This is a genomic window from Sinorhizobium sp. KGO-5, from assembly GCF_036245905.1.
GTDB lineage: Bacteria > Pseudomonadota > Alphaproteobacteria > Rhizobiales > Rhizobiaceae > Sinorhizobium > Sinorhizobium meliloti_A.
The window spans coordinates 67,501-90,927 of the sequence record NZ_BDIZ01000001.1; the positions used below are offsets into that span (position 1 = coordinate 67,501).

Here is a 23,427-nt window from a genome sequence, read left to right on the forward strand (position 1 = left end):
AGTGTGACATGCAAGCTTAAGCCGGTAGGTGTAGGCGTAGCGAAAGCGAGTCTGAACAGGGCGTTTAGTATGTCGCATTAGACCCGAAACCGAGTGATCTAGCCATGAGCAGGTTGAAGGTTGGGTAACACCAACTGGAGGACCGAACCCGCATCTGTTGCAATAGATTGGGATGACTTGTGGCTAGGGGTGAAAGGCCAATCAAACTCGGAAATAGCTGGTTCTCCGCGAAAACTATTTAGGTAGTGCGTCGACCGAATACCCTCGGGGGTAGAGCACTGGATGGGCTATGGGGACTCACCGTCTTACTGATCCTAACCAAACTCCGAATACCGAGGAGTACTAGTCGGCAGACACACGGCGGGTGCTAACGTCCGTCGTGAAAAGGGCAACAACCCTGACCTCCAGCTAAGGTCCCCAAGTCATGGCTAAGTGGGAAAGGATGTGAGGATCCCAAAACAACCAGGATGTTGGCTTAGAAGCAGCCATCATTTAAAGAAAGCGTAACAGCTCACTGGTCTAAATAAGGGTCTTTGCGCCGAAAATGTAACGGGGCTGAAGCCATGCACCGAAGCTGAGGCTTATACACTTAGGTGTATAGGGGTAGCGGAGCGTTCCGTAAGCCAGTGAAGGGATACCCGTGAGGGGTCCTGGAGGTATCGGAAGTGCGAATGTTGACATGAGTAACGATAAAGAGGGTGAGAGACCCTCTCGCCGAAAGACCAAGGGTTCCTGCTTAAAGTTAATCTGAGCAGGGTTAGCCGGCCCCTAAGACGAGGCGGACACGCGTAGTCGATGGGAACCACGTTAATATTCGTGGGCCTGGTGGTAGTGACGGATTGCTCAACTTGTCCGGACTTATTGGATTGTCCGGGCGGGGACGCGGTTCCAGGAAATAGCTCCACCGTATAGACCGTACCCGAAACCGACACAGGTGGTCAGGTAGAGTATACCAAGGCGCTTGAGAGAACTATGTTGAAGGAACTCGGCAAATTGCACGCGTAACTTCGGAAGAAGCGTGACCCTTTTCTACGCAAGTAGGATGGGGTGGCACAGACCAGGGGGTAGCGACTGTTTATCAAAAACACAGGGCTCTGCGAAGTCGCAAGACGACGTATAGGGTCTGACGCCTGCCCGGTGCTGGAAGGTTAAGAGGAGGGGTGCAAGCTCTGAATCGAAGCCCCAGTAAACGGCGGCCGTAACTATAACGGTCCTAAGGTAGCGAAATTCCTTGTCGGGTAAGTTCCGACCTGCACGAATGGCGTAACGACTTCCCCGCTGTCTCCAACATAGACTCAGTGAAATTGAATTCCCCGTGAAGATGCGGGGTTCCTGCGGTCAGACGGAAAGACCCCGTGCACCTTTACTATAGCTTTACACTGGCATTCGTGTCGGCATGTGTAGGATAGGTGGTAGGCTTTGAAGCGGGGACGCCAGTTCTCGTGGAGCCATCCTTGAAATACCACCCTTATCGTCATGGATGTCTAACCGCGGTCCGTCATCCGGATCCGGGACAGTGTATGGTGGGTAGTTTGACTGGGGCGGTCGCCTCCGAAAGAGTAACGGAGGCGCGCGATGGTGGGCTCAGAGCGGTCGGAAATCGCTCGTCGAGTGCAATGGCATAAGCCCGCCTGACTGCGAGACTGACAAGTCGAGCAGAGACGAAAGTCGGTCATAGTGATCCGGTGGTCCCGCGTGGAAGGGCCATCGCTCAACGGATAAAAGGTACGCCGGGGATAACAGGCTGATGACCCCCAAGAGTCCATATCGACGGGGTTGTTTGGCACCTCGATGTCGGCTCATCGCATCCTGGGGCTGGAGCAGGTCCCAAGGGTTTGGCTGTTCGCCAATTAAAGCGGTACGTGAGCTGGGTTCAGAACGTCGTGAGACAGTTCGGTCCCTATCTGCCGTGGGTGTAGGAATATTGACAGGATCTGTCCCTAGTACGAGAGGACCGGGATGGACATATCTCTGGTGGACCTGTTGTCCTGCCAAGGGCATAGCAGGGTAGCTATATATGGAAGGGATAACCGCTGAAGGCATCTAAGCGGGAAACCCACCTGAAAACGAGTATTCCCTTGAGAACCGTGGAAGACGACCACGTTGATAGGCCGGGTGTGGAAGTGCGGCAACGCATGAAGCTTACCGGTACTAATCGTTCGATCGGCTTGATCGTTCCCATTGCTTATGCTCATCAAAGATGAGCATCATTCTTCTGTCCTCACGCTGTCGCGATCGCAAGATCGCTGCGCTGCGGACGGCGCGCCGGACAACCGGCGGCTCGGCTCTGCCGGCTGCTGGAATGATCCGGACAAGACATCAAAAAGACGTGTTCAAAAGAAGTCGAGCGTTAAACCGCCCGCTTCACCAGCTTCTCAATTCGGTTTGCGCCCATAAGGCGCAAATCTTGCGCTTTGCCGACCTGGTGGTTCTGGCGGGGTGGCTGCACCCGTTCCCATTCCGAACACGGCCGTGAAACGCCCCAGCGCCGATGGTACTTCGTCTTAAGACGCGGGAGAGTAGGTCGCTGCCAGGTCTGCAAATCGCAAGAGAAACAAGCCGATCATCTTCTCTCACACGGCCGAAACAAAACGGCCAACAAACCGACCTTTTTACTGCGCAAAACTCGGACGAATAACGAGATTTTGCCGCGCAAAACTCGGATAACGCGGGGTGGAGCAGCCCGGTAGCTCGTCAGGCTCATAACCTGAAGGCCGCAGGTTCAAATCCTGCCCCCGCAACCAAACACATATACATACGCATACACACAAAAAGGCCCGCATCAGCGGGCCTTTTCGCGTTTTGGGTTTCCCCAGCGCCAATGCGGCGGCCGTCTTGCAATGCGGATTCCAGTCAATCACCTCTGCAGCATCGCCATGGCGCTGTCGGCGTCGGTGATCATGATCGTCGGCAGCCTCGCCCGTGCCAGGGCCAGGAGAATGTCGTGCTTGTGCGAACCGCCCGAGGCGACGATGCGGCAGGGGATGCGGCGGTATTCGTCGAACTCGGGCGAGAGCACCTGACGGTTGAGCGGGTGATCGACGGGATTTCCTTCGGAGTCGACATACCGGCCGAGGAGATCGCCGACCGCACCGAGGGCTATGAGGTCGCTGACCTTCGTCCCCTCCGGGAGGCCATAGCGCACCTGCAGGGAGTGCTGCGACATGTCGCCGGCGCTGAGATAGGATATGTCGACGTCGCATATCTGGCGGAAGGTCTTGCGGAACACCGACTGGGCAATCACGGCCTCGCGCGATTGCGGCGTTTCGGCATAGATCGGCGCAACGAAATAGTGGCATTGCGCCTTCAGCACCTCCGCGAAGCCGCGGACGATCTCGAAGGTGTTGATCTCCGAACCATGCGTCAGCCCGCCCATCATCGATCGGACATCGATCCGGGGCTCGTTGGCGGGCGTCATATGCTGCATCGTCTCGCGCAAGGTCGCGCCCCAGCCAACGCCAATGGAGTGTGGTTTCCGCGTCTGGATCAGGCGATCGAGATAGGCGGCGGCTCCGCGCCCGATAACGGCATGAACAAAGCGCGGATCGGCAGGGGTGGGCATGACCACGGCATCATCCAAGCCGAAACGGTCACGCAGCCGCGATTCCAGTTCGACACTCTCGACAAGGGGCGAACTGAAGCTGATCCGGACGACGCCCTGCTCCAGCGCCGCGGCAAGAAGCTCGTTCACCCTCCGGCGTGTGAGATTCATGCGCTCGCCGATCTGGGCCTGCGTCAGTCCTTCCACATGGTAGAGCCAAGCGGCCTTGGCCATCAGTTTCTGCTGCCCCATGCACCCCCCTGCAACGTTGCGCGTCTGTTCAGACCGCATGTCATCCTTAATCGGGCAAGGTGACATGGAGAAGAGTTACATACGTCACATCAGTGTTACACATGTGAACTAAACGGCTTCTGACGAATTCAGTTGGACGCCTTACTCCCCATGACTGCAGCTTCATTCCCTGTCGCTTTGCACCGCGCGTCGACCGGCTGCGCGAATGCGCAGGCGATGCCTCCGAAGGAGCTGAGGTGCCTCACAGTTCGCCGTCGAGCCCTTGTCACGAAAGTTTCACCCAAACATCAGGAAGACGACGTCTGGCGGAACTAGACCCGACGCTGAACGGCATCCGCGCGGGTGCTCGATTCCATCCAAAAGGAGAGTCTCATGCTTTCAATCAATCGGCGAGCCGCGCTCGGCCTCATGGGCGCGGCTGCGGGCAGCTTGATCTTGCCGCGCTTCGCGTTCAGCCAAGGCAAGCGCCCGTCCGTCACCATCGCGGTGCAGAAGATCACCATCAACAATACGCTCGACGTCTGGAACGAGCAGTCGAATGTCGGTGAGCGCGTGTTCTTCCCGAACCTTTGGGAGGGCCTGATCCTGCGCGACTGGATGGGCAATCAGGGTCCGGTCCCCGGCCTTGCGACGGAATGGAAGCGTATCGACGACAAGACTCTCGAGCTGAAGCTGCGCCAGGGTGTGAAATTCCACAATGGCGACGAACTCACGGCCGACGACGTCGTGTTCAGCTTCTCCGCGCAGCGCGTGTTCGGGGACACTCAGCCCGCAGGAGGCAAGACCGTTTTCGAGGATGAGCACAAGCCCGCAACCGCCAAGGAGCTGCCGGCAGTCGTGCCGGGCACCGGGCGGCGCCTGTGGCCGGCGCTTGCAGGCGTGGAGGCCGTCGACAAATATACCGTTCGCTTCCACAACGCGACGCCGGACGTCACCATCGAGGGCCGCCTTTATGCCTTCGGCAGCCAGATTGCCAACCGTCGCGCATGGGACGAGGCGGCGACCTATATGGACTGGGCACGCAAGCCGATCACCACCGGCCCCTATATGGTCGGCGAACATAAGCCGGACGTTTCCCTGACGCTCGTCGCCTTCGACGACTACTGGGGCGGCCGCCCCCCGCTGGAGCAGATCCGCTTCGTCGAGGTTCCGGAGGTTTCATCCCGCGTCAACGGCCTGCTCTCCGGCGAATACGACTTCGCCTGCGACCTGCCGCCGGACCAGATCGCCGCGGTTCAGGCCGCACCCGGATATGAGGTCCAGGGCTCGACGATCCACAACCACCGCATTTCCGTCTTCAATGTCCAGAACCCGACCCTTCAGGACCCGCTCGTCCGCCGGGCGATGACCCATTCGATCGACCGCCAGGCGATCGTCGATGCGCTCTGGTCCGGTCAGACGACCGTGCCGGCCGGCCTGCAGTTCCCCTTCTACGGTGATATGTTCGTCGAAGGCTGGACGGTTCCGGAGTATAATCCGCAACTCGCCAAGGACCTCCTGAAGCAGGCCAATTACAAGGGCGATGCGATCCCGTTCCGGCTTCTCAACAACTACTACACGAACCAGACTGCCAACGGCCAGATCATGGTCGAGATGTGGAAGCAGGTCGGCCTCAATGTCGAAATCCAGATGAAGGAAAACTGGGGCCAGATTCACGACCCGTCCGGCACGAAAGGCGTGCGCGACTGGTCGGCCGGCGCCTCCTTCAGCGATCCGGTCTCCTCGATCGTCGCCCAGTTCGGCCCCAACGGCGAGGTTCAGCAGAAGAAGGACTGGGCAAATGCCGAGGCCAACCAGATGGCCCAGATCCTCGAAACGGAAACCGATCATGCGAAACGCAAGAAGGCATTCGCCCGCATGCTCGAGATCTGCGAGCGGGAGGACCCGGTCTATCAGGTGCTTCACCAGAACGCGGTCTTCACCGGCATGAAGTCTTCGTTGAAGTGGAAGGCGGCGCCCGCCTTCGCCATGGACTTCCGCGCCGCCAACTGGGCGAGCTGAATTCGATCCAGCCGTGTTCCGGCAGCCCGGCGGCTTCCGGAATTCCTTGAGGACCGAGCGGCGATGCCGCGGTCGAAACACCGGGAATGACAAATGGGCGCTGCCAAGCCGGATCTCGTAGCGTTGCGGGACCTGAAGGTCGCTTTCGATGGCGTTCAGGTTCTGCATGGCATCGATCTCAATGTTGCCAAAGGAGAGGCTGTCGGCCTCGTCGGCGAGTCGGGATGCGGCAAGTCCGTGACCTGGCTCGCGGCTCTCGGGCTGCTTCCGGGCAAGGCGGCGGTCACGGGTTCTGTCCGGATCGACGGCCGGGAACTGTGCGGGGCACACCGCGCGGCTCTCGAGGAGGTCCGCGGCGGGCGGATAGCAGTGATTTTCCAGGACCCTTCGAGCTCTCTCAATCCCGTATTGCGCATCGGCCGCCAGATCGCCGAGGCGCTTTACATTCACCGCGGTCTTCGCGGGGATGCGCCGCGCCTTGAGGCCCTGCGGCTGATGGACATGGTCGGCATTCCCGATGCGGCGCGGCGCTTCGATCTCTATCCGCACGAATTTTCCGGTGGGCAGTGCCAGCGCCTGATGATCGCGATGGCGCTCGCGGGCCAGCCGGACCTGCTGATTGCCGACGAGCCGACCACGGCGCTCGACGCGACCATCCAGGCGCAGATCCTCGATCTTCTGAACACGCTTCGGGCCGAGACCGGCATGGCGCTGGTCTTCATCAGCCATGATCTGGGCGCGGTCTCGCAGGTTTGCGATCGCGTATGCGTCATGTATGCCGGCCGGATCGTGGAAGAGGGAAGCGTGGCGCAACTCTTCTCGGAGCCGCGGCATCCCTATACGCGGGGACTGTTCGATGCCATTCCGCGCATCGACGGGCCGCGCGACCGGCTGATCCCTATCCGGGGGACTGTACCGAACCCGAAACATCTGCCTGCGGGCTGTTCCTTCTCGCCCCGCTGTCCCCGCGCCGTCGACGCCTGCGGGAGAGATTACCCGCATCTCGAGCCCCAGGGCGACGGGCGCCGCCTTGCCTGCATGCGCCCCGTACCGACGGTCACGCGCGGCGACGCCGAGAGAAGAATTCCCGAAGGGCTGATGTCGTGACTGCGCTCATCGAAGCGGACGAACTCGTGCGCATCTACGAAGTCCGACGCGGGCTCTTCGGCCGCCCAAGCCCCGTGCGTGCCGTCGACGGAATTTCGCTCGCGGTCATGCCCGGCGAGACGCTCGGGATCGTGGGCGAATCGGGGTCCGGCAAATCGACATTGGGGCGGATGCTTCTGGGGCTCGATCCGGCGCAGGCCGGCGAGGTGCGCTTCGCGGGAAGCCCTATGCCGAAATACGGCACCGCCGGGTGGCGGGCGCTGCGTGCCAAGATGCAACTCGTCTACCAGGATCCGCTTGCGGCACTCGACCGGCGCCTGACGATTGCCGCGCAAATCGGCGAGCCGCTCGATATTCACGGGCTCGTCCCGAAAGAACACCAGGCCGCCCGCATCGCCGAGCTGATGGCGGCTGTCGGGCTTCGTCCCGACCAGGCCGGGCGCTTCCCGCACGAGCTTTCCGGCGGCCAGCGGCAGCGGGCCGTCATCGCCCGCGCCCTTGCTTCGCGGCCGAAGCTCCTGGTCTGCGACGAGCCCGTCTCCGCCCTCGACGTTTCGATCCAGGCGCAGGTCGTCAATATGCTGCGCGACCTCCAGGAAAAGAACGGCATCGCCATGATCTTCATCAGCCACGATCTGAAGGTCGTACGCAACGTCGCCGATCGCGTCGCGGTCATGTATCTCGGCCGGATCGTGGAGGAGGCTTCTTCCGACGTGATCTTCCGGTCGCCGCAGCATCCCTATACGAAGGCGCTGGTTTCGAGCGTCCCGGTCCCGGGCAAGCCGCTCGAAGGCCGGGTGATCCTGCAGGGCGAGCCGCCGAACCCGGCCGACCGTCCCTCGGGCTGCGCCTTCCATCCCCGCTGTCCCGTTGCGCGCGACATTTGCCGCACGAGCGTGCCTTCACTTCTCCGGACCGGCAACGGCCGGACGGCCGCCTGTCATGGCGTGGCGGGCGAAACCGCCTCGGTCGAGACCATGAGGAGACGGGCATGATCCGCTTCGTTCTCGTGCGTCTGATGCGCGCCGTGATTACCATCCTGGCCGTGGTGACCTTCGCTTTCGTCGTGCTGCGCATGTCGGGCGATCCGGCCCAGGTGATGCTCGGTCCCGATGTGCCTCAGGACGCCGTCGATGCGTTCCGCAAAGCCTGGGGCCTCGACCAGCCGATCTGGATACAATACCTCGCCTATATCAAGTCGATCTTCACCGGAGATTTCGGCGTGTCCATGCGCGACAAGGCCTCGGCGCTCCACCTGGTTCTGGAGAGGGTGCCCGCGACGCTGCAATTGACGCTTCCGGCGCTGATCCTGAAGCTGATGATCGGTATCCCCGCCGGCGTCTATGCCGCGCTCCACCGCCAGAGCTTCGCCGATCGCGGCGTGATCACGCTGGCGATCATCGGCTTTACCGTTCCGTCCTTCGTCATGGGCCTCGTGCTCGTACTGATCTTTTCGGTTCTTCTCGGCATGCTGCCCTCCGGGGGCCAGGATACCTGGATGCATGGAATTCTGCCCACGATCACGATGAGCATCGGCGGGATCGGCATTCTTGCCCGTTTCTCGCGCAGCGCCATGATCGAGGTGCTTGGGCAGCCCTATATCCGCACGGCCTCGGCGAAGGGGCTGAAATGGCGCGACGTCATCTGGAGCCATGCGCTTCCCAACGCCGCAGTCCCGATCGTCACCATCGTCGGCTTCATGGTCGGCTCGCTGATCGCCGGCGCGGTGGTGGTGGAGTCGATCTTCTCCTGGCCCGGTATCGGGCGGCTGCTGATCGTCTCGGTCAGCAACCGCGACCTCGCCGTCGTTCAGTGCATCCTGCTGATCATCGCTGCAGCAATGGTGATGTCGAACCTCGTCGTCGACCTGCTCTATGGCTGGCTCGACCCGCGGCTGCGTTCGCATGCCGGGCATTAGATCCAAGGAGATGCGCTATGGCTTCCATTGATCTGGCAGAGAGATCGCCTCTTGCAGGATGGCTACGAGGCTCCCTTTCCTTCCTTCGCCGCAAGGTGCCGCTTTCGGTGGCCTTCGGCTTCCTCTGGCTCGCGGCGATGATCGTCATCGCGCTTTTTGCCGGCTATCTGCGGCCCTACGACATTACGGCGATGGATCTGACGAGCCGGCTGTCGGCCCCCGGAACGCTCAAGCACTGGCTCGGCACCGACGAGCTCGGCCGGGACGTGCTGTCGCGGCTGATCCAGTCGATCCGCGTCTCGCTGATCATCGCCTTCGGTGCGACGCTGCTTTCGGCGGTCTTCGGCACGGCGCTCGGTTTCGCGGCAGCGCGGTTTCGGGGCGTGACCGAGCATCTGGTCCTCGCGCTTGCCGATTTCCAGGCGGCCCTGCCATTTCTCATCATGTCGCTGGCGGTGCTGGCCTTCTTCGGCTCCTCCATGGTGCTGCTCGTCTGTCTCATGGGCTTCTACGGCTGGGAACGCTACGCGCGCATCGCCCGCGGCCTTGCGATCTCGGCCGGGGCGCAGGGCTATGCTGCCGCGGTGGTCCAACTCGGCGCCACCCCGGCGCGGGTCTATCTTCGCCATATCCTGCCCAATGTCGCATCGACGCTGATCGTGTCGATGACGCTGACGTTTCCGGAGATCATCCTGATGGAAAGCGGGTTGTCATTCCTCGGTCTCGGCGTGCAGCCGCCGGAAACGAGCCTCGGCAACATGGTCGGCTTCGGGCGCGAATATCTGACCCGCGCTCCCTGGATCATGCTCGCTCCGGCTGCCGTCATCATGCTCACGACCCTTTCCATCTCGCTTGTCGGCGACTGGCTTCGCGACAAGCTCGATCCCACCGTGCGTTAAGGACCAATCCCATGACGAAAATCATCGGCCACCGCGGCGCCCGCAATCTCTGGCCGGAAAACTCGCTGACGGGTTTTCGCAATGCGCTGCGGCTCGGCGTCGATGCAATCGAGTTCGACGTGCACCTGACCGATTCAGAAGAGCTGGTCGTCATCCACGACGCCACGCTGGACAGGACGGTACACGCGACCGGGCCGGTGCGCCGGATGACACCCGCGATGCGGCTCGCGACGCCGTTGCGCGATACGGACGAGAGTATCCCGACCTTGAGCGACGTGCTGGGCATACTTGCAGCCAGGGACGGACTTCACTTGCATGTCGAGATCAAGTCCGACGAAACGGGAACGCCTTACCCTGGCATCGCCGCCCGAGTAGCGCAGGAGCTGCGCCGCTTCGGCGTCGACCACCGCTCCCATCTCACGTCTTTCGACAGATCGGTCCTCGAGGATTGCCGCCTCCATGCGCCGCATGTCGCGCGTCTCGTCTCCGTCAATGCCGACTGGGCGGCGCGGCAAGGCGGTCTCGCTGCCTTTCTCGCGGCTACCGACGGCCTCGTGGATATCGTAGCGATCCACCACGAATTGATGGCGGACGAGTGGGAACTCATCCGTAGCTCGGTGCCTATGGAGCGGCTTTGCGTGTGGACCCTCAACGAGGAAGCGGGCGTCCGCCGCTGGCTCGAAAGGGGAATCGGGCATCTGACCTCGGACAGTCCCGATCTGGCGCTCGCTCTACGTGACGCCGAAGTCGCATCGATGCGCTTAGAGGAAAAGGTGTAGCGGTTTCCGACAGCGTGTATTTTCCAGTCCGGTCGCAGCCGGTCATCTCAATGGGGACAGTCAATGAGCAATATCATCGCAACCGGCTTCAGTTCGGGATCCGTCGACGGCGAACTGGAGAGCCTCGAGGCCGACCTGCGCCGACTGAGGGAACTCGGCGTCGACACGGTCGAACTTGGCCTGACCAGCATCGACCTCATCGCCGGCGGAAGATTGATCAAGGAGCGCGTGGAGCGGCTTGTGGCGCTGACCCGCCGGTTTCCCTTTCGCTACACGGTTCACGGTCTCGTTTCCTCGAACTTCATGGATCCGGCAACGGCGGGCTATCAGCTGGGGGCGGCAAAGGCCCTGGTCGAGATCTGCGATCGCATCGGCGCCGGCATCATCGTTCAGCACGGCGGTCACCTGCGTGCCGAGCAGCTTTTCGAGCGGGCGGAGGCAGACCGGCGCGAGCGTGACGCTTTGTTCGAGCTCGCGGAATTCGCACGGCCCTACGGCGTGCGCATAGCGCTCGAAAATATCTTCTCGACGGCACCGGGACAGTATCGCCAGACACCGGCCGAGATCGCCGAGACGGTGAGAGCCGTCGACCATTCCAACCTGGTGGCGCTGATCGACTTCAGTCATGCCTATATCGAGTCCACCTATCGCGGTTTGAATTTTCGCGATCAGATCCGCGCCATGGCGCCCGTTGCCGGTCATCTCCACGTCCACGATTCCTTCGGCCGCCCGCAGGCCTTTTACCAGGCGTTCTATCCGCAGGAGGCGACGGCACTCGGCATCGGCGACCTGCACATGCCGCTCGGCTGGGGCGACATCGACTGGGAGGATATCTTCCGTGAACTGACTTTCCTCCCGGAGACCGTGTTGATGATGGAGATCGGGCCGCGCTATCGCAACGAACAGGCCGAATGCCTGAAACGTGCGCAAGGGCTGATGCAGTCCAATGACGGCCGTACCGCAACGGCCGCCGAGTGATCCCTATGTGAAGTGCTCGTCACATGTGAGGCGGGGCTCAGGCGGAAGCCGCCCCCCGCCTCTCCGCGTCCACTCCTTGGCGCGCTTTCGGGACAGTGTGTAGAGCCTGCTCCACTCCGTCGCTCTCAACACCGCCTTATCCGTCGCGCTCCGGCGGAGTCCATCACCGATTCGCATCGTCTCATCATTTCGTTTCATGGACCCGTGCGCCATGCGGCCTTGACACCGCGTCAGTAGGATTTACTAATTCAGTTGTCAGACATCTTATAACTGGGAGCACGCTGCATGTTCCGCAGATCATGCAGCAAAGTCGACGTGCTACAGCGACTTTTCCGTGCTTGCGAGGCAAGCGACGCTGTAGGACTGACCGATCGAAGAGGAGGATTGCGTGAAAGGACTAATTGCAAAGGTCGCTATCGGCGTTGCCGCACTGGCGTTCGTAACCGCCGCACAGGCGGGTGAGACGCTCGACCGCGTCATGGGCAAGAAGGCCATGGTGGTCGCCACCAATAGCGGCTGGCCGCCCCAGAGCTATCTCGACGACAGCAACGAGCTGGTCGGTTTCGATATCGACGTCTCGAAGGAGATCGCAAAGCGCCTTGGTGTCGAAGTGAGCTTCGAAACGCCCGACTGGGCGACCTTGACCGGCGGCCGCTGGCAAGGGCGCTACGATTTGGGTGTTGGCTCCGTCACCCCGACAAAGGCGCGTGCTCAGGTCATCGATTTCGTCGGTATCTATTACTTCAGCCCCTATGTTTACGTGCTGCACAAGGACAGCCAGGCGAAATCCGTCGCAGACCTGAACGGCAAGATCATCGGCGTCGAAACGGCGACCACGTCGGAAGATTTCATTCGCCGCCGGCTTGAGATCGATGCGCCGGGCCTGCCGCCGATCGAATACAAGATCGAGCCGGGCGAGGTCCGCACCTTTGCCGATTCCATGCTGCCCTTCGACGATCTGCGTCTTGGCGACGGTGTGCGCCTCGATGCCGTCATCGCGCCGGAGCAGACAGCGCTCAACGCGATGAAAAACGGTTATCCGCTGCGCGTCCTCGAGGGCGAATATGCCTTCAGGGAGCCGTTGGTGGTCATCGCCGAAAAGGTCGATCCGGAGTGGACGAAGAAGGTTGGCGCCATCATCGACGAGATGAAGAAGGACGGCACGCTCGCGACGCTGACCACCAAGTGGTACGGCAAGGACTATAGCGCCGACTGAACCGATACCTGCGGGGGGCGGCTCGCTGCCCCTCCGCCTTGCCACCGCGGTCGACGGGCGAGAGAAAATGTCCTATCCCAATACCTATTACAAACAGACAATAGCCGAAACGAATGTCAGGCCGGCCCTCTCCGGGATGGTCGAATGCGATAGCGTAATCATCGGCGGCGGGCTCGCCGGCCTGACGACGGCGCTGCAGCTGGCGCGCGCCGGACAGTCGGTCATCGTTCTCGAAGCCGAAAGCGTCGGTTTCGGGGCCTCCGGCCGCAATGGCGGTTTCGTCAGCCCGGGTTTTGCCACCGGCAGCGACAACATCGCCCGGATGGCCGGGACCGAAGCGGCGCGACAGATACACCGGCTTTCGATCGAAGGCGTCGAATTCGTTCGCGAAACGATCGAGACGTTGAAGATCGAGGAGGCGAGGCCGCAGCCCGGCATCACGAGCGTATTGCGCTACGACGAGGGCGGCAGCCTGAAGGCGCATGCCGACGAGATGAGACGCATTTACGGCTATGAACTCGACTATCTCTCCACCGACGAGGTCCGTTCGGTGTTGAAGTCGGACCGGTATTTCCACGCATTGCGCGACCGCAAAGCCTTCCACATGCACCCGCTCAACTATCTTCGCGGACTGGCGCGCGAGATCGAACGCCTTGGCGGCCGGATCTATGAGGGGTCGGCCGCGACCGGAAGCGTGCTCGACAGTGCCGAGAAGACGGTGTCCACGTCGGGTGGAAGTGTCAGAGCGCGTCATGTCGTGTTCACCACCGGCGGTTACACGGGTCCTTTGAACGGCCGGCTGAAACGTTCGTTCCTGCCGATCGCGACCTACGTCATGCTGAGCGAGGAAGCGCCGGAACTCATCCGTACCGCCATCGCCACCACGGACGCGATCGGCGACAACCGCCGCGCCGGCGACTATTATCGCGTCGTCGAAGGCGGGAAACGCCTACTTTGGGGCGGGCGCATCACCACCCGCGCGGCTTCGCCGGCAGCCTTGGCCGGCGAACTGCGGCGCGAAATGGTCGGGACCTATCCGCAGCTCAAGGATCTGAAGACCGAGCTCGCCTGGTCGGGACTGATGTCCTATGCGCGCCACCTCATGCCACAGATCGGCGAGATGCAGGCCGGAGTATGGCATTGCACGGCCTTTGGCGGTCACGGGCTGAACACGACCGCCATCGGCGGAAAGCTGGTGGCCGAAGGCATCCTGGGTCAGTCCGACCGCTACAAGCTGTTCAAGCCCTTCGGGCTCGTCTGGGCCGGCGGCTATGCCGGGCTGGCGGTGGCCCAGCTCACCTATTGGAAACTGCAAGCTCAAGACTGGTGGCGCGAGCGCGCGGCCTGAATGCCGGAGAGAACCAAATGATCGGTCGTATGATTCTGACGTATCCGGATGCAGCGCGGCGCACCGGGACGTTTCTCCTGCTCGCGCTGATAACCCTGACGATCTACAGCCTGGGTGTAAGCCCGGCCTGGATCGGGCTCGTGCTGCCGACAAGCTCGGAGTGGCTGGCCGCCAATCCCGCGCTCGGGCGGCTGGTCAGCGCGGTGATGATCGCCGTGATAGCGGCGCTGAACTGGAAGGCCCTGCGGCAGCTGCCTCGCCCCTGGCAGGTGGTCGGCGTCTGGCTGGAGCTCTTCGCGCTGCTGATGCTCTTCTTCTATTCCTTCAATCTTTCCTTTGCCTTCATCGCAAAGAAGATCAGCTTCCTGATTTCGCAGGGCGTCGTCACCACGCTCTACATCTCGGTGATCTCGATCGCCGTCGCGACAGTCATCGCGCTTGTGGGCGCGATTGCGAAACTGTCGAAGAACGGTGTTATCTACGGCCTCGCCACCTTTTACACGTCGCTGTTTCGCGGCCTGCCGCTCCTGATGCAGATCTATATCATCTATCTCGGTTTGCCGCAGGTGGGCTACGTCATCAGCGCCGTGCCGGCCGGCATCCTCGCGCTCTCGCTGTGCTACGGCGCCTATATGACCGAAATCTTCCGGGCCGGGATCGAGAGCATCCCGCGGGGGCAGACGGAAGGCGCGACCGCGCTCGGCTTGAACCCGAGCCAGACGATGGGCCTGGTGATCCTGCCGCAGGCGATGCGTGTGATCATCCCACCGACCGGGAACCAGTTCATCGCGATGCTGAAGGATTCCTCGCTGATCTCCGTCGTCGGCGTCTGGGAGCTGATGTATCTCGCCCGCACCCAGGGACAGACCGAGTTCCGCCACATCGAAATGCTGATCACGGCCTCGATGATCTACTGGATCCTTTCGATCGGCCTCGAATATATGCAATCGCGCATCGAAGCACGGTTCGGACGCTTCAATGTCCGTTGACGCGACGGTCGCGCCGGCCGCGGCCGGCATGCCGCGCAACCTGCGCGCTGCCGCCCTGGGTCTCCTGGCGTTCGCCGTCTTTTCGGGCACGGATGTGCTGGTGAAGCTTCTCGCAGAGCGCTTCGACGTGCCGCAGGTAACCTTCATGGTGACGCTCGCGGCGCTCGCGATGCTTGCCGTCTACGCCGGCGTCACCGGCACCACGGCATCGCTCAGACCGCGTCATCCGGGGCTTGCGCTCTTGAGGGCGTTCCTGCTCGCCGTCGATACGCTTCTGATCCACTACGCATTTTCGGTGCTGCCGTTATCGGAAGCCTATCTGCTCGCCTTCCTCACTCCGGTTCTTGTGGCGGTGCTGGCCTTCGCCCTGCTTGCGGAACGCCTGTCCATCGTTGCCTGGTGTGGCGTGGTCGTCGGCTTCCTCGGCGTTGCGGTTGCGCTCAGGCCGGGGATCGCGCCGCTCAATCCGGGCCACGCCGCGGCGGCGGGGTCGGCTCTCGTCTTTGCGCTCTCGCTCGTGCTGCTGCGGCGCGCCAGGGCGACGGAGAGCGACCTTGCCCTCGTCTCGACGTTGCTCGTCGTGCTCGCGGCGGTCGCGCTGGCGGTTGCGTCGATCGGCGGCGGATTGGCGCCGGTCGGGCCGGGCGATCTGCTGATCGCCTTCTTCGCCGGCCTCTTCATGCTCGGCGGTCATCTGTTGCTGGTGCGCGCCTTCCGCATGGGCGACGCCTCGGTGGTTGCGCCTTTCCAATACAGCCAGATCGTCTGGGGCTGCCTTTACGGGGCGCTGTTCTTTGCCGCCCCCATCGAACTGCACACGGTCGCGGGCGCCCTCGTCATCGTACTTTCCGGCTGGCTCGTCCTGAAATAATCCTGGAGACAACAATGCCCACATCGATCGACATCGCTTCGCCGGAGATCACGCTCAGCGGCGTACATAAGTGGTACGGCCAGTATCATGCCCTTGACGATATCAACCTGTCCATCGCGCCGCGGGAGAAGGTCGTCATCTGCGGACCCTCCGGTTCCGGCAAGTCGACGCTGATCCGCTGCGTCAACCGGCTCGAGGCGCATCAGCAGGGCCGCATCGTCGTCGGTGGCGTCGAAGTCGGCGAAGATGAGCGCAAGGTGGATGCCATCAGGCGCGAAGTGGGAATGGTGTTTCAGCAGTTCAATCTCTTCCCGCACCTGACGATCCTCGAAAACTGTATTCTGGCGCCGATGTGGGTCAAGCGCTTGCCGCGCGCCCAGGCGACGGAGATCGCGATGGACTATCTCAACCGCGTGCGCATTCCGGAGCAGGCGAACAAATATCCGGGCCAGCTTTCGGGCGGACAGCAGCAGCGCGTCGCGATCGCGCGGGCGCTCTGCATGAATCCGAAGGTCATGCTCTTCGACGAGCCGACCTCTGCACTCGACCCTGAAATGGTCAAGGAAGTGCTGGACACCATGGTGGCGCTCGCAAACGAGGGCATGACGATGGTCTGCGTGACCCACGAAATGGGCTTCGCACGCCAAGTCGCCGATCGGGTGATCTTCATGGATCAGGGCCGCATCGTCGAAGAGGGCGAACCGGACGAATTCTTCGCGCATCCGAAGACGGATCGGGCGAGCCTGTTCCTCAGCCAGCTCCTGCACTGATGCATATCGCAGGACTGTGCGCTGCCGTCGCCGCTGGCGGTGCCGGTTGTCGGTGCAGGCACAGAGGGCGATACGGGGTCACGCATCGCCTCCCTCGGACCATGGGTTGAACAAACGCACTCCGGTCGTTTCAAAGTCTTTGGTGTTGCGGGTGACCAGGGTAAGTTGGTGTTGCGCGGCGATGGCGGCGACGCGACCCCATTGATCCGCCGTTCCCGGCGATGGCACCGGCAACGCAGGCAAGCCGACGTCAGATCGATTGCGGTTCCTGCGGGAAGCCGCCGACATGCGTGCAGGTATTCGCGGCCAGGTCCCTGCCGGCTGCGAGGCATGCGGCAAGGGTGCGCCCTTCCAGGCGGGCGGCGATGAAGCCGGCGATAAAGCTGTCGCCGGCGCCGGTCGTGTCCACGACTTCGACCGGACGAATGCCGGCAGATGCGATATTGGTGCCGTCGCTCGCGAGCGAGCCGAGCGCACCACGCGTGACCACCGCAAGGCGGGCTCCCCGCGCGAGAAATTCGCCGGTCAGCCTCTCTGCACTGCTTTCGTCCTCGCCGGCCGAACCGAAGGCGATCGAAAGGCCGTCGACGTCGAGATCTGCAGCTGCCGCATTGACCGAGACGTCCTGGGAGATGCTGACGCCTGCGGCAGATAGCGCACGGCGCAACAGGCCGCCGTCGTCCAGCCAGCCGATATGCACATGGTCCATGGTCTTCAGCAGCTCGATCTCGCCGGCATCGGGGCGGTATCCGGCACAGGCGCCGAAGTCTTCATGAACGAAGATGCGGTCGCCGGCAGGTGTCACGTCGATATCCGTGTAGGCCGTGTTGGTGTCGCGCACGAGCAAGTGGTCGACATTGACGCCGTTCGCGAGCAGCAGGCGGCGAACCTGGGCGCCGTCGGAATCGCGGCCGACGGCGCCGAAATAGAAGGATCCGTGGCCGAGCCTTGCAAGTTGAACGGCGACATTGATAGCGTTGCCGCCGACATAGGATTGGCTAAGCGGCGCGCGATAGCGGTCGATGCAATTGTCGCCGACGGCCGCAAATCGGAATCTGGTCATGGAATTCTCTTGTTTCGCCAGCAGGGCCGCGAATGCCGGAGCAGTCGCGACCGTGCTAGTTCATTGGGCGTCTATGCTCAATAGGCTACGCGCTTGTAGTAACGCCGCGTCGTCAGCGGGTGGTTGCGCATCACTTCGAGATGCGCGCTGATGCGCTCGAGCACGGTTGCGAGAACGATGGGCGAAACGAGGCCGCGCACCTCTTGCGAAATGCCTGGCAGCGCAAAGTCCGCCGTGTCGAGGACGGTCAGCCTGTCCGTGTAGTTGGGCGCGAAATTCTGCACCCGGTCGGCCAGCGGCCGCAGGGCGTCCTCGCCCTTGAAGAGGATGACGCTGACGCCCTTTTCCACGAGCTCGAGCGTTCCATGGAAAAAGTCCGAGGCATGGACCGGGCGTGTCCGGATCCACTGCATCTCTTCGAGGATGCACATGCCGTAGTAGAATGCCTCGGGCCAGGCGTTTCCGGCGCCTGTGATGATGTGGTAGTCGGAGCCTGCCAGAACACGGGCGAAGGCCTCGGCCTTGTCCTCGTAGCCGCGCTTCACTTCGAGGAGAAGCTCAGGAAGTCGTTCCAGTTCAGCGGCGATCTGGTCGTAGTTCTCGATCTCGCCGCGGTGACGCATGATAGACAGCGCGATGAACAGGGACTGCAGGTAGAAGGACTCGCAGGACGTGTCGTCTTCGGCGAAGTTGACGAACGCATGGGTGCCACCCTTGCCGAGGGGCGTTTCCTCGTGACCCACCAGCGACAGGACTGTCGCGCCGGCCTCCTTCGCCTTTGCGAGCAGAGCCACGCTCTCCTTGGTCGTGCCGGAGAGCGAGGGTATGACGACGATCGACTTTTCCGTCAGGTTGACCGAACCGGTAATGAAGAGCTCGGCCGGCAGGTCGATAAACGCCGGAAAGCGCGACCTGCGCTGGAGCAACTGGGCGGCCGGCTGCATGAGAATGGCGGCACCGCCGGTCCCGAGGAAGAAGACGTTCTCCGCGCCCTTTTCAAGGCAGGAGACGACGACGTCGTCCAGGCGTTGACGCAGGGCGACGGCGCCCGACTGGATGCGTAGAAATCTCTGTTCGTCAAAATTCAGCATGGTTCTCTCTCGACAGGTGGTGGCGATCGCCGGCTGCCGCCGACAATGTTGTAAGACAACTGACAACATTGGCTGAAAATGTCAAGGGAGATAATCGGCCGGATGCGCCTTCTGCCAGCGAGCTCCCGCAAGGATATAGGGTAGATGAACTGTCCCTTGACCTTCCTGGATTTGTCAGACAAGAAGGATCATATTTTGCAGTCATTTGGAGAGAGGAATTGCCCGAGCCGCTTCGCGACACGCGCACCCTGGTCATACAGCTTCGCGACCGCATCGCCGATCTGATCCGGGAGCAGGGGCTCGCTCCGGGCGACAAGCTTCCGACGGAGGCGCAACTGACGGAGCGTTTCAGGATCTCCCGCCCGGCGCTGCGGGAGGCATTGAAACTACTGGAACAGGATGGCGTCATCTATGTCGAGCACGGCCGTGGCCGGTTCGTGTCGGCGATGTCTGCGGTCCATGTCGAAAGGCCGATCACCGTCTTCGAGAGCGTCACCGACATGACGCGCCATTATGGCTATGCGACCGTCAACAAGGTACTCTCGATCGCCGAGGAAATGCCCGACGCGGTCACGGCGGCGCAGTTGCAGCTTGCAAATGGCGAACGCGTCATCCGTCTCGAGCGGCTGCGTCTGCACAAGGACGAGCCGATACTCTATTGTCTCGACTACATCCCGCGCAGCATCATTCCAAACCGCCTTTATGACATCGAATGGGGCGGCTCCCTGCTCGATCTGCTCGAGCAGTACAGACACCGGCCGCGCATGTCCGCTGCTACGGTCACGGCAGTGATGCTTCCTGAGGACGTGGTGGAGCGCAACGATCTGCGGGATTTTGGGCCGGCGCTGCTGATCCGCGAGACCTGTTTCAATGCAAGCGGCGTGCCGGTCGTTTATTCCGTCGACTACCACCGCGGCAGCCATTTTTCCTTCAGCCTCGCGCGGAAGTAGCGGCCCGCGGTCGTACAGCGGTTGCGAAGAGGATGGGGGCGTCCCCTCCGCCCTTGCCGGTCGGCCCGATCAATGCGGCCCCGCGCGGGTCCGGCGCTTGTCCGTCGGTGGGGGCGGCTGGAAATTTCGCGCAGGCGCGGGTCGCCCGACATGGAAACCCTGGACGTGGTCGATCCGGAATTGCCGCATGAGCGCGAGCTGTTCCTCCGTCTCGACACCCTCGACCAGGATCTTGTGCCCGCGGTTTCGCACCAGGCCGATAATGTCCCTGAGCATCGCCTTGCCCTTGGGCGTGTCGCAATCGTGAAGGAACGATCGGTCGATCTTCACCGTATCGAAGTCGATCAGGCGCAGCCATGACAGGCCGGCGAAGCCGGTTCCGAAATCGTCGAGCCATATCCTGATGCCCAGCGTCTTCAAATCGGCGATGCAACGCAGGATATCGGAATGCATCTCCATCTCGAGCCCCTCGGTGATTTCGAAGGCGAGCCTGCTGCCGGCCACCCCGGTATCGCCGAGAATGGCTGCGACCGAAGCCGCGAAGCCTGGCGATCTCAGCTGGATCGGCGAGACGTTCACGCTGACGACGGGCACATGCTCGCTTGCCAGGAGTTCCTGGCACACCACGCCTATCACCCAGCGGCCGAGATCGAGGATGGCCCCGGTCCGCTCGGCAATCGGCACGAAGAGGCTCGGAGGGACGGACGTGCCGTCCAGCATCTTAAGCCGCATCAGGGCCTCGACCGCATCGACGCGGCCGGTGGCGACGTCACGTATGGGCTGATAGACGAGTGAGACGAGATTCTGGTCGATCGCAATTTTCAGGAGCGCGGCGATGTTCTCGCTCTCGTCGCTGCTTTGCGGGTCGTTCGGATCGAAGAGGCGCGCACAGTTGCGGCCGTTCGCCTTTGCCCCGTAGAGAGCGCGATCCGCCTCATGGATCAGTCTCTCGAGCTTCGAACCGATCTGGTTGCGGGTGAAACCCGCGCCGACGCTCACCGTCACGATCGACATGCCGTCGCGGCGCTGTTCGTGCGGCAGCGCGAGGGTCTCGACGCTGTGCCGTACGGCTTCCGCCAGATCGGCCGCCTGCTCCCGCGTCTTCAGCCGTGCCAGCACGATGAATTCCTCGCCGCCATAACGGCCGATCGACCCATCGTAGGGCGCGATCGACTCCTTCAGCGCATTGGCAACGAGAACGAGGCAGCGATCGCCTTCCTGATGGCCGTAAAAGTCGTTGTACCTCTTGAAGAAATCGACGTCGATAAGGATTGCCGCAAAGCTCTTCCCGCCTCTTTGCCAGTCGCTCCAATAGTCCCGGAGCTTCTGGTCGACCGCGCGGCGGTTGTCGAGGCCCGTGAGCGAATCGGTATGCGACAGCCGAAGCAGCGCTTTTCCGCGATCGGAGGCCTCCTTCTGCTGGATCTTCGCCTCGAAGGCATTGAGAAAGACCTTGTAGCGCTCCCGGTTGAGCTTCCAGTTCACATAGGACGTGAAGACGAAGCACGAGACGTAGAAGGTTCCGAAGGCGACCTGATAGGATACGCTTTTCGGTATATAGAATGCCAAGGCAAGAAAGAACGTGGCGAGGACGATTCCCGAGGTTACGACCGACAGGCGAAAGTGAAAACTGAAGAATAGATTGGCGCCCATCATGAATATCGCGCCAAAGATCATATAATAGGAGATACTCTCGGCCTGGCTGGTCATCAGCGACGGGAACAGCCAACCCCAATAACCCGCCACGAGTGCGCCTGCGCAGGTGAGATCGAACCACTTCGTCTCGGCACCCAGCCGAAACAACACCTCGATGGCGGCAATCGCCGTCGCGCCCACCGCAAGGCGCGCCAGGATCGCATAAAACGCGACGTCGGGAACGAGCAGGATATCCGTGGCCGCAAACAGCAGATAGACGGCCACGGCCACCCAGAGGCCCTGGCGGCTTGCCGCCCGGCGCGCGACGTCGCCTTCTCTGCGATAGAGCGTTTGCAGCTCCACAGATTGCAGTCTGGGCGGCTGCGCCTGCAGATCGATCTCAATTCCCTCGGCCAACGTGTGCCTCATGCACCGGTCCCAATCGCTTTGCGCCGCCCGCCGCGAGGCTGAAACTCCTTGCGGCGATCGACGCGTCCTGGATCACGATGATTTAGATCGGTTCGACCTGAAACCATGAGCGTAATCGATTCCAAAAAGTTGAGACGCGGGGTGCGGGCGGAAAACCGCACACACTTTTCCTTTTCCGGCTCTTGTCGCTTCACGCCCCATCCAATCCCAACAAGCACCCTACGAAGACAGTCAGGAACGTCCGGCACAATAGTCGAGGCAAATTAAGTTTTGCTGAATTGTCAAAGATCAGAAGAGTGCTCAATAGTGTATTGAAACAATCCAATACCTGTTTTTATTAACCATATTATTCGAAAACTTGGAACCCGGCTGGCGCGGTGCCGGGTCCTGGGCATAATGTTAACAAACAGTTAACGGATGAGTAACGCGTGAGCCAATTTCAGATCGTACTAGACGGCGAGAGCCTCATTACGCCCGCCGCCATCGCAACCGAATTCAATTCTCAGAGAATCGAGTTTTACGAAGAACAGCTGGCGACAGCAAAGGCCGAGATTGCGCTGATTCTGAACATCGCGCAGCAACAGTTTGGACAGCGGCGAGACCCTGCGGAGATAATACATCGGATTGCCGGGTCTCTTCATGATGTGCGCAACAAATATCAGCCGAGTGTCTGGCAGGAGCTGATACCACTGATCCAGAATCACACGGTGTCGGACTTCTTCCTGCAGGACCCGTTTACGCGCTGGTCGTTCGAAAAGCCCCGGGGTTATTCCGGCGATGCCCAGTTGCTCGACTTCATCTATGGACATCCGAGCATTGCCGGGGATGTGGCAAGGGCCACGCCGCTCGGGCGAGCGCTCTACGATTACACCAAGGACGCCTCATCTTCGGTGGCCGTGCGGGAGCGGCGCGACCTGCTGACGCGCCATGTCGACGAGATCGCGGCGACACGGGGAGGGAAGGCCGAGATCCTGACGATCGCCGCCGGGCACCTGCGTGAGGCCAACCGCTCGGCAGCCTTGCGGGAGGGGAGCCTGAAACGGTGGGTCGCCCTCGATCAGGATCCGCTGAGCGTCGGTTCGATCGCGCGCGACTTCACGGGAACTCGCATCGAGGCAGTCGACGGGTCGGTCAAAAGTCTTCTCACCAGGTCACAGGAGCTCGGCCAGTTCGATTTCATCTATGCCGCCGGGCTTTACGACTACCTGACCGAAAAGGTGGCGGTGAAGCTCACCCGGAGATGCCTGGAAATGCTGAAGCCGAACGGGGTCTTCCTCTTTGCCAATTTCGCGCGCGACATCCATGTCGACGGCTACATGGAAACCTTCATGAACTGGGCGCTGCTGCTTCGATCGGAGTTCGACATGTGGCAGATCATTCATGCCAGCGCCGACAGGGAAGCCATCGAAGCGCGCGTGCAGTTCGGTGCGAACCGCAACGTCGTCTACGGGATCATTCAGAAGCGTCCCTAAAGCTGAGCGGGATGCGGAAAAAGCGTGTGCCGTTTCCGCCCGCATCCCGCTCCAACCTGTTGGATTCGATCAACATGATCGAGATCCCGCAGCGACTGCGCGCGCCCCGGCAGCACGC

The 23,427-nt window shown here is 61.7% G+C and carries 18 protein-coding genes, 1 tRNA gene and 2 rRNA genes (1 of these 21 only partly in view); 17 read left to right on the forward strand and 4 right to left on the reverse strand.

Features of this window, described 5'->3' with window-relative positions; genetic code table 11:
• From BHD07_RS00285 to BHD07_RS00295, 3 genes are all read left to right on the forward strand, one after another.
• A 23S ribosomal RNA gene (locus tag BHD07_RS00285) occupies positions 1-2,176 on the forward strand; it begins 687 nt to the left of the window's first position.
• 245 nt (positions 2,177-2,421) lie between these two features.
• Positions 2,422-2,536 (forward strand): 5S ribosomal RNA (gene rrf / locus BHD07_RS00290).
• 131 nt (positions 2,537-2,667) lie between these two features.
• Positions 2,668-2,744, forward strand: a tRNA-Met gene (locus BHD07_RS00295).
• A gap of 113 nt (positions 2,745-2,857) precedes the next feature.
• On the opposite strand, the gene BHD07_RS00300 is transcribed toward BHD07_RS00295, so the two are convergent.
• Positions 2,858-3,793 (reverse strand): sugar-binding transcriptional regulator, encoded by a 936-nt coding sequence (locus tag BHD07_RS00300; protein ID WP_100672814.1) that lies wholly within the window; start codon positions 3,791-3,793, stop codon positions 2,858-2,860.
• Positions 3,794-4,165: 372 nt separating this feature from the next.
• Here BHD07_RS00300 and BHD07_RS00305 point away from each other — a divergent pair, with 372 nt between their 5' ends.
• The 12 genes from BHD07_RS00305 to BHD07_RS00360 all read left to right on the forward strand — a co-directional run bounded on the left by BHD07_RS00305 (position 4,166) and on the right by BHD07_RS00360 (position 16,669).
• Positions 4,166-5,794: an ABC transporter substrate-binding protein gene (locus BHD07_RS00305; protein ID WP_100672815.1), complete on the forward strand. Its 1,629-nt coding sequence runs from the start codon at positions 4,166-4,168 to the stop codon at positions 5,792-5,794.
• 93 nt (positions 5,795-5,887) lie between these two features.
• The gene (locus tag BHD07_RS00310) at positions 5,888-6,901 is read left to right on the forward strand and encodes an ABC transporter ATP-binding protein (protein WP_100672816.1); all 1,014 of its coding nucleotides are present in this window, start codon (positions 5,888-5,890) and stop codon (positions 6,899-6,901) included.
• Positions 6,898-7,896, forward strand: a complete 999-nt coding sequence (locus BHD07_RS00315) for an ABC transporter ATP-binding protein (protein WP_100672817.1) — start codon at positions 6,898-6,900, stop codon at positions 7,894-7,896. The genes BHD07_RS00310 and BHD07_RS00315 overlap by 4 nt, the downstream gene beginning before the upstream one ends.
• Positions 7,893-8,819, forward strand: coding sequence for an ABC transporter permease (locus BHD07_RS00320; protein WP_018099332.1), 927 nt, complete (start codon positions 7,893-7,895; stop codon positions 8,817-8,819). Before BHD07_RS00315 ends, BHD07_RS00320 begins: the two co-directional genes overlap by 4 nt.
• A 17-nt stretch (positions 8,820-8,836) precedes the next feature.
• Positions 8,837-9,718 (forward strand): ABC transporter permease, encoded by an 882-nt coding sequence (locus tag BHD07_RS00325; protein WP_338276938.1) that lies wholly within the window; start codon positions 8,837-8,839, stop codon positions 9,716-9,718.
• Positions 9,719-9,729: 11 nt separating this feature from the next.
• On the forward strand, positions 9,730-10,497 hold the full coding sequence (locus BHD07_RS00330; protein ID WP_100672819.1) for a glycerophosphodiester phosphodiesterase family protein: 768 nt from the start codon (positions 9,730-9,732) through the stop codon (positions 10,495-10,497).
• A 63-nt stretch (positions 10,498-10,560) separates the two neighbouring features.
• Entirely contained in the window at positions 10,561-11,475 is a 915-nt protein-coding gene (locus tag BHD07_RS00335; RefSeq protein WP_338276941.1) for a TIM barrel protein, read from the forward strand.
• A 388-nt stretch (positions 11,476-11,863) separates the two neighbouring features.
• Positions 11,864-12,691, forward strand: coding sequence for a transporter substrate-binding domain-containing protein (locus tag BHD07_RS00340; RefSeq protein WP_100672821.1), 828 nt, complete (start codon positions 11,864-11,866; stop codon positions 12,689-12,691).
• 67 nt (positions 12,692-12,758) lie between these two features.
• Positions 12,759-14,039 carry an NAD(P)/FAD-dependent oxidoreductase gene (locus BHD07_RS00345; protein WP_338276944.1) on the forward strand — a complete coding sequence of 427 codons (1,281 nt, stop codon included), beginning with the start codon at positions 12,759-12,761 and terminating at the stop codon, positions 14,037-14,039.
• A gap of 17 nt (positions 14,040-14,056) precedes the next feature.
• Positions 14,057-15,028 carry an amino acid ABC transporter permease gene (locus BHD07_RS00350; protein WP_026169099.1) on the forward strand — a complete coding sequence of 324 codons (972 nt, stop codon included), beginning with the start codon at positions 14,057-14,059 and terminating at the stop codon, positions 15,026-15,028.
• Positions 15,018-15,899 (forward strand): DMT family transporter, encoded by an 882-nt coding sequence (locus BHD07_RS00355; protein WP_275597273.1) that lies wholly within the window; start codon positions 15,018-15,020, stop codon positions 15,897-15,899. Before BHD07_RS00350 ends, BHD07_RS00355 begins: the two co-directional genes overlap by 11 nt.
• A 14-nt stretch (positions 15,900-15,913) precedes the next feature.
• The gene (locus BHD07_RS00360; RefSeq protein WP_018099340.1) at positions 15,914-16,669 is read left to right on the forward strand and encodes an amino acid ABC transporter ATP-binding protein; all 756 of its coding nucleotides are present in this window, start codon (positions 15,914-15,916) and stop codon (positions 16,667-16,669) included.
• A gap of 250 nt (positions 16,670-16,919) precedes the next feature.
• Here the strand turns inward: BHD07_RS00360 and BHD07_RS00365 are convergent, their stop codons facing one another.
• Positions 16,920-17,732, reverse strand: coding sequence for a fructoselysine 6-kinase (locus tag BHD07_RS00365; protein WP_338276950.1), 813 nt, complete (start codon positions 17,730-17,732; stop codon positions 16,920-16,922).
• Positions 17,733-17,809: 77 nt separating this feature from the next.
• Complete coding sequence (locus tag BHD07_RS00370; RefSeq protein WP_100672825.1) at positions 17,810-18,823, reverse strand: SIS domain-containing protein; 1,014 nt, start codon at positions 18,821-18,823, stop codon at positions 17,810-17,812.
• Positions 18,824-19,041: 218 nt separating this feature from the next.
• Between BHD07_RS00370 and BHD07_RS00375 the strand changes: the two genes are divergently transcribed.
• The gene (locus tag BHD07_RS00375; RefSeq protein ID WP_338276952.1) at positions 19,042-19,773 is read left to right on the forward strand and encodes a GntR family transcriptional regulator; all 732 of its coding nucleotides are present in this window, start codon (positions 19,042-19,044) and stop codon (positions 19,771-19,773) included.
• 69 nt (positions 19,774-19,842) lie between these two features.
• On the opposite strand, the gene BHD07_RS00380 is transcribed toward BHD07_RS00375, so the two are convergent.
• On the reverse strand, positions 19,843-21,837 hold the full coding sequence (locus BHD07_RS00380; protein ID WP_275597278.1) for a putative bifunctional diguanylate cyclase/phosphodiesterase: 1,995 nt from the start codon (positions 21,835-21,837) through the stop codon (positions 19,843-19,845).
• 428 nt (positions 21,838-22,265) lie between these two features.
• On the opposite strand from BHD07_RS00380, the gene BHD07_RS00385 reads away from it, so the two are divergent.
• Complete coding sequence (locus tag BHD07_RS00385) at positions 22,266-23,309, forward strand: class I SAM-dependent methyltransferase (RefSeq protein WP_338276955.1); 1,044 nt, start codon at positions 22,266-22,268, stop codon at positions 23,307-23,309.
• The last annotated feature ends 118 nt before the right edge of the window (positions 23,310-23,427 follow it).

Bases quoted from the DNA above. Each gene is read 5' to 3' on its own strand.
- BHD07_RS00300 (WP_100672814.1), bottom strand. From the start codon at position 3,793: ATGGGGCAGCAGAAACTGATGGCCAAGGCCGCTTGGCTCTACCATGTG.
- BHD07_RS00305 (WP_100672815.1), top strand. From the start codon at position 4,166: ATGCTTTCAATCAATCGGCGAGCCGCGCTCGGCCTCATGGGCGCGGCT.
- BHD07_RS00310 (WP_100672816.1), top strand. From the start codon at position 5,888: ATGGGCGCTGCCAAGCCGGATCTCGTAGCGTTGCGGGACCTGAAGGTC.
- BHD07_RS00320 (WP_018099332.1), top strand. From the start codon at position 7,893: ATGATCCGCTTCGTTCTCGTGCGTCTGATGCGCGCCGTGATTACCATC.
- BHD07_RS00325 (WP_338276938.1), top strand. From the start codon at position 8,837: ATGGCTTCCATTGATCTGGCAGAGAGATCGCCTCTTGCAGGATGGCTA.
- BHD07_RS00330 (WP_100672819.1), top strand. From the start codon at position 9,730: ATGACGAAAATCATCGGCCACCGCGGCGCCCGCAATCTCTGGCCGGAA.
- BHD07_RS00335 (WP_338276941.1), top strand. From the start codon at position 10,561: ATGAGCAATATCATCGCAACCGGCTTCAGTTCGGGATCCGTCGACGGC.
- BHD07_RS00345 (WP_338276944.1), top strand. From the start codon at position 12,759: ATGTCCTATCCCAATACCTATTACAAACAGACAATAGCCGAAACGAAT.
- BHD07_RS00350 (WP_026169099.1), top strand. From the start codon at position 14,057: ATGATCGGTCGTATGATTCTGACGTATCCGGATGCAGCGCGGCGCACC.
- BHD07_RS00355 (WP_275597273.1), top strand. From the start codon at position 15,018: ATGTCCGTTGACGCGACGGTCGCGCCGGCCGCGGCCGGCATGCCGCGC.
- BHD07_RS00360 (WP_018099340.1), top strand. From the start codon at position 15,914: ATGCCCACATCGATCGACATCGCTTCGCCGGAGATCACGCTCAGCGGC.
- BHD07_RS00365 (WP_338276950.1), bottom strand. From the start codon at position 17,732: ATGACCAGATTCCGATTTGCGGCCGTCGGCGACAATTGCATCGACCGC.
- BHD07_RS00370 (WP_100672825.1), bottom strand. From the start codon at position 18,823: ATGCTGAATTTTGACGAACAGAGATTTCTACGCATCCAGTCGGGCGCC.
- BHD07_RS00380 (WP_275597278.1), bottom strand. From the start codon at position 21,837: ATGAGGCACACGTTGGCCGAGGGAATTGAGATCGATCTGCAGGCGCAG.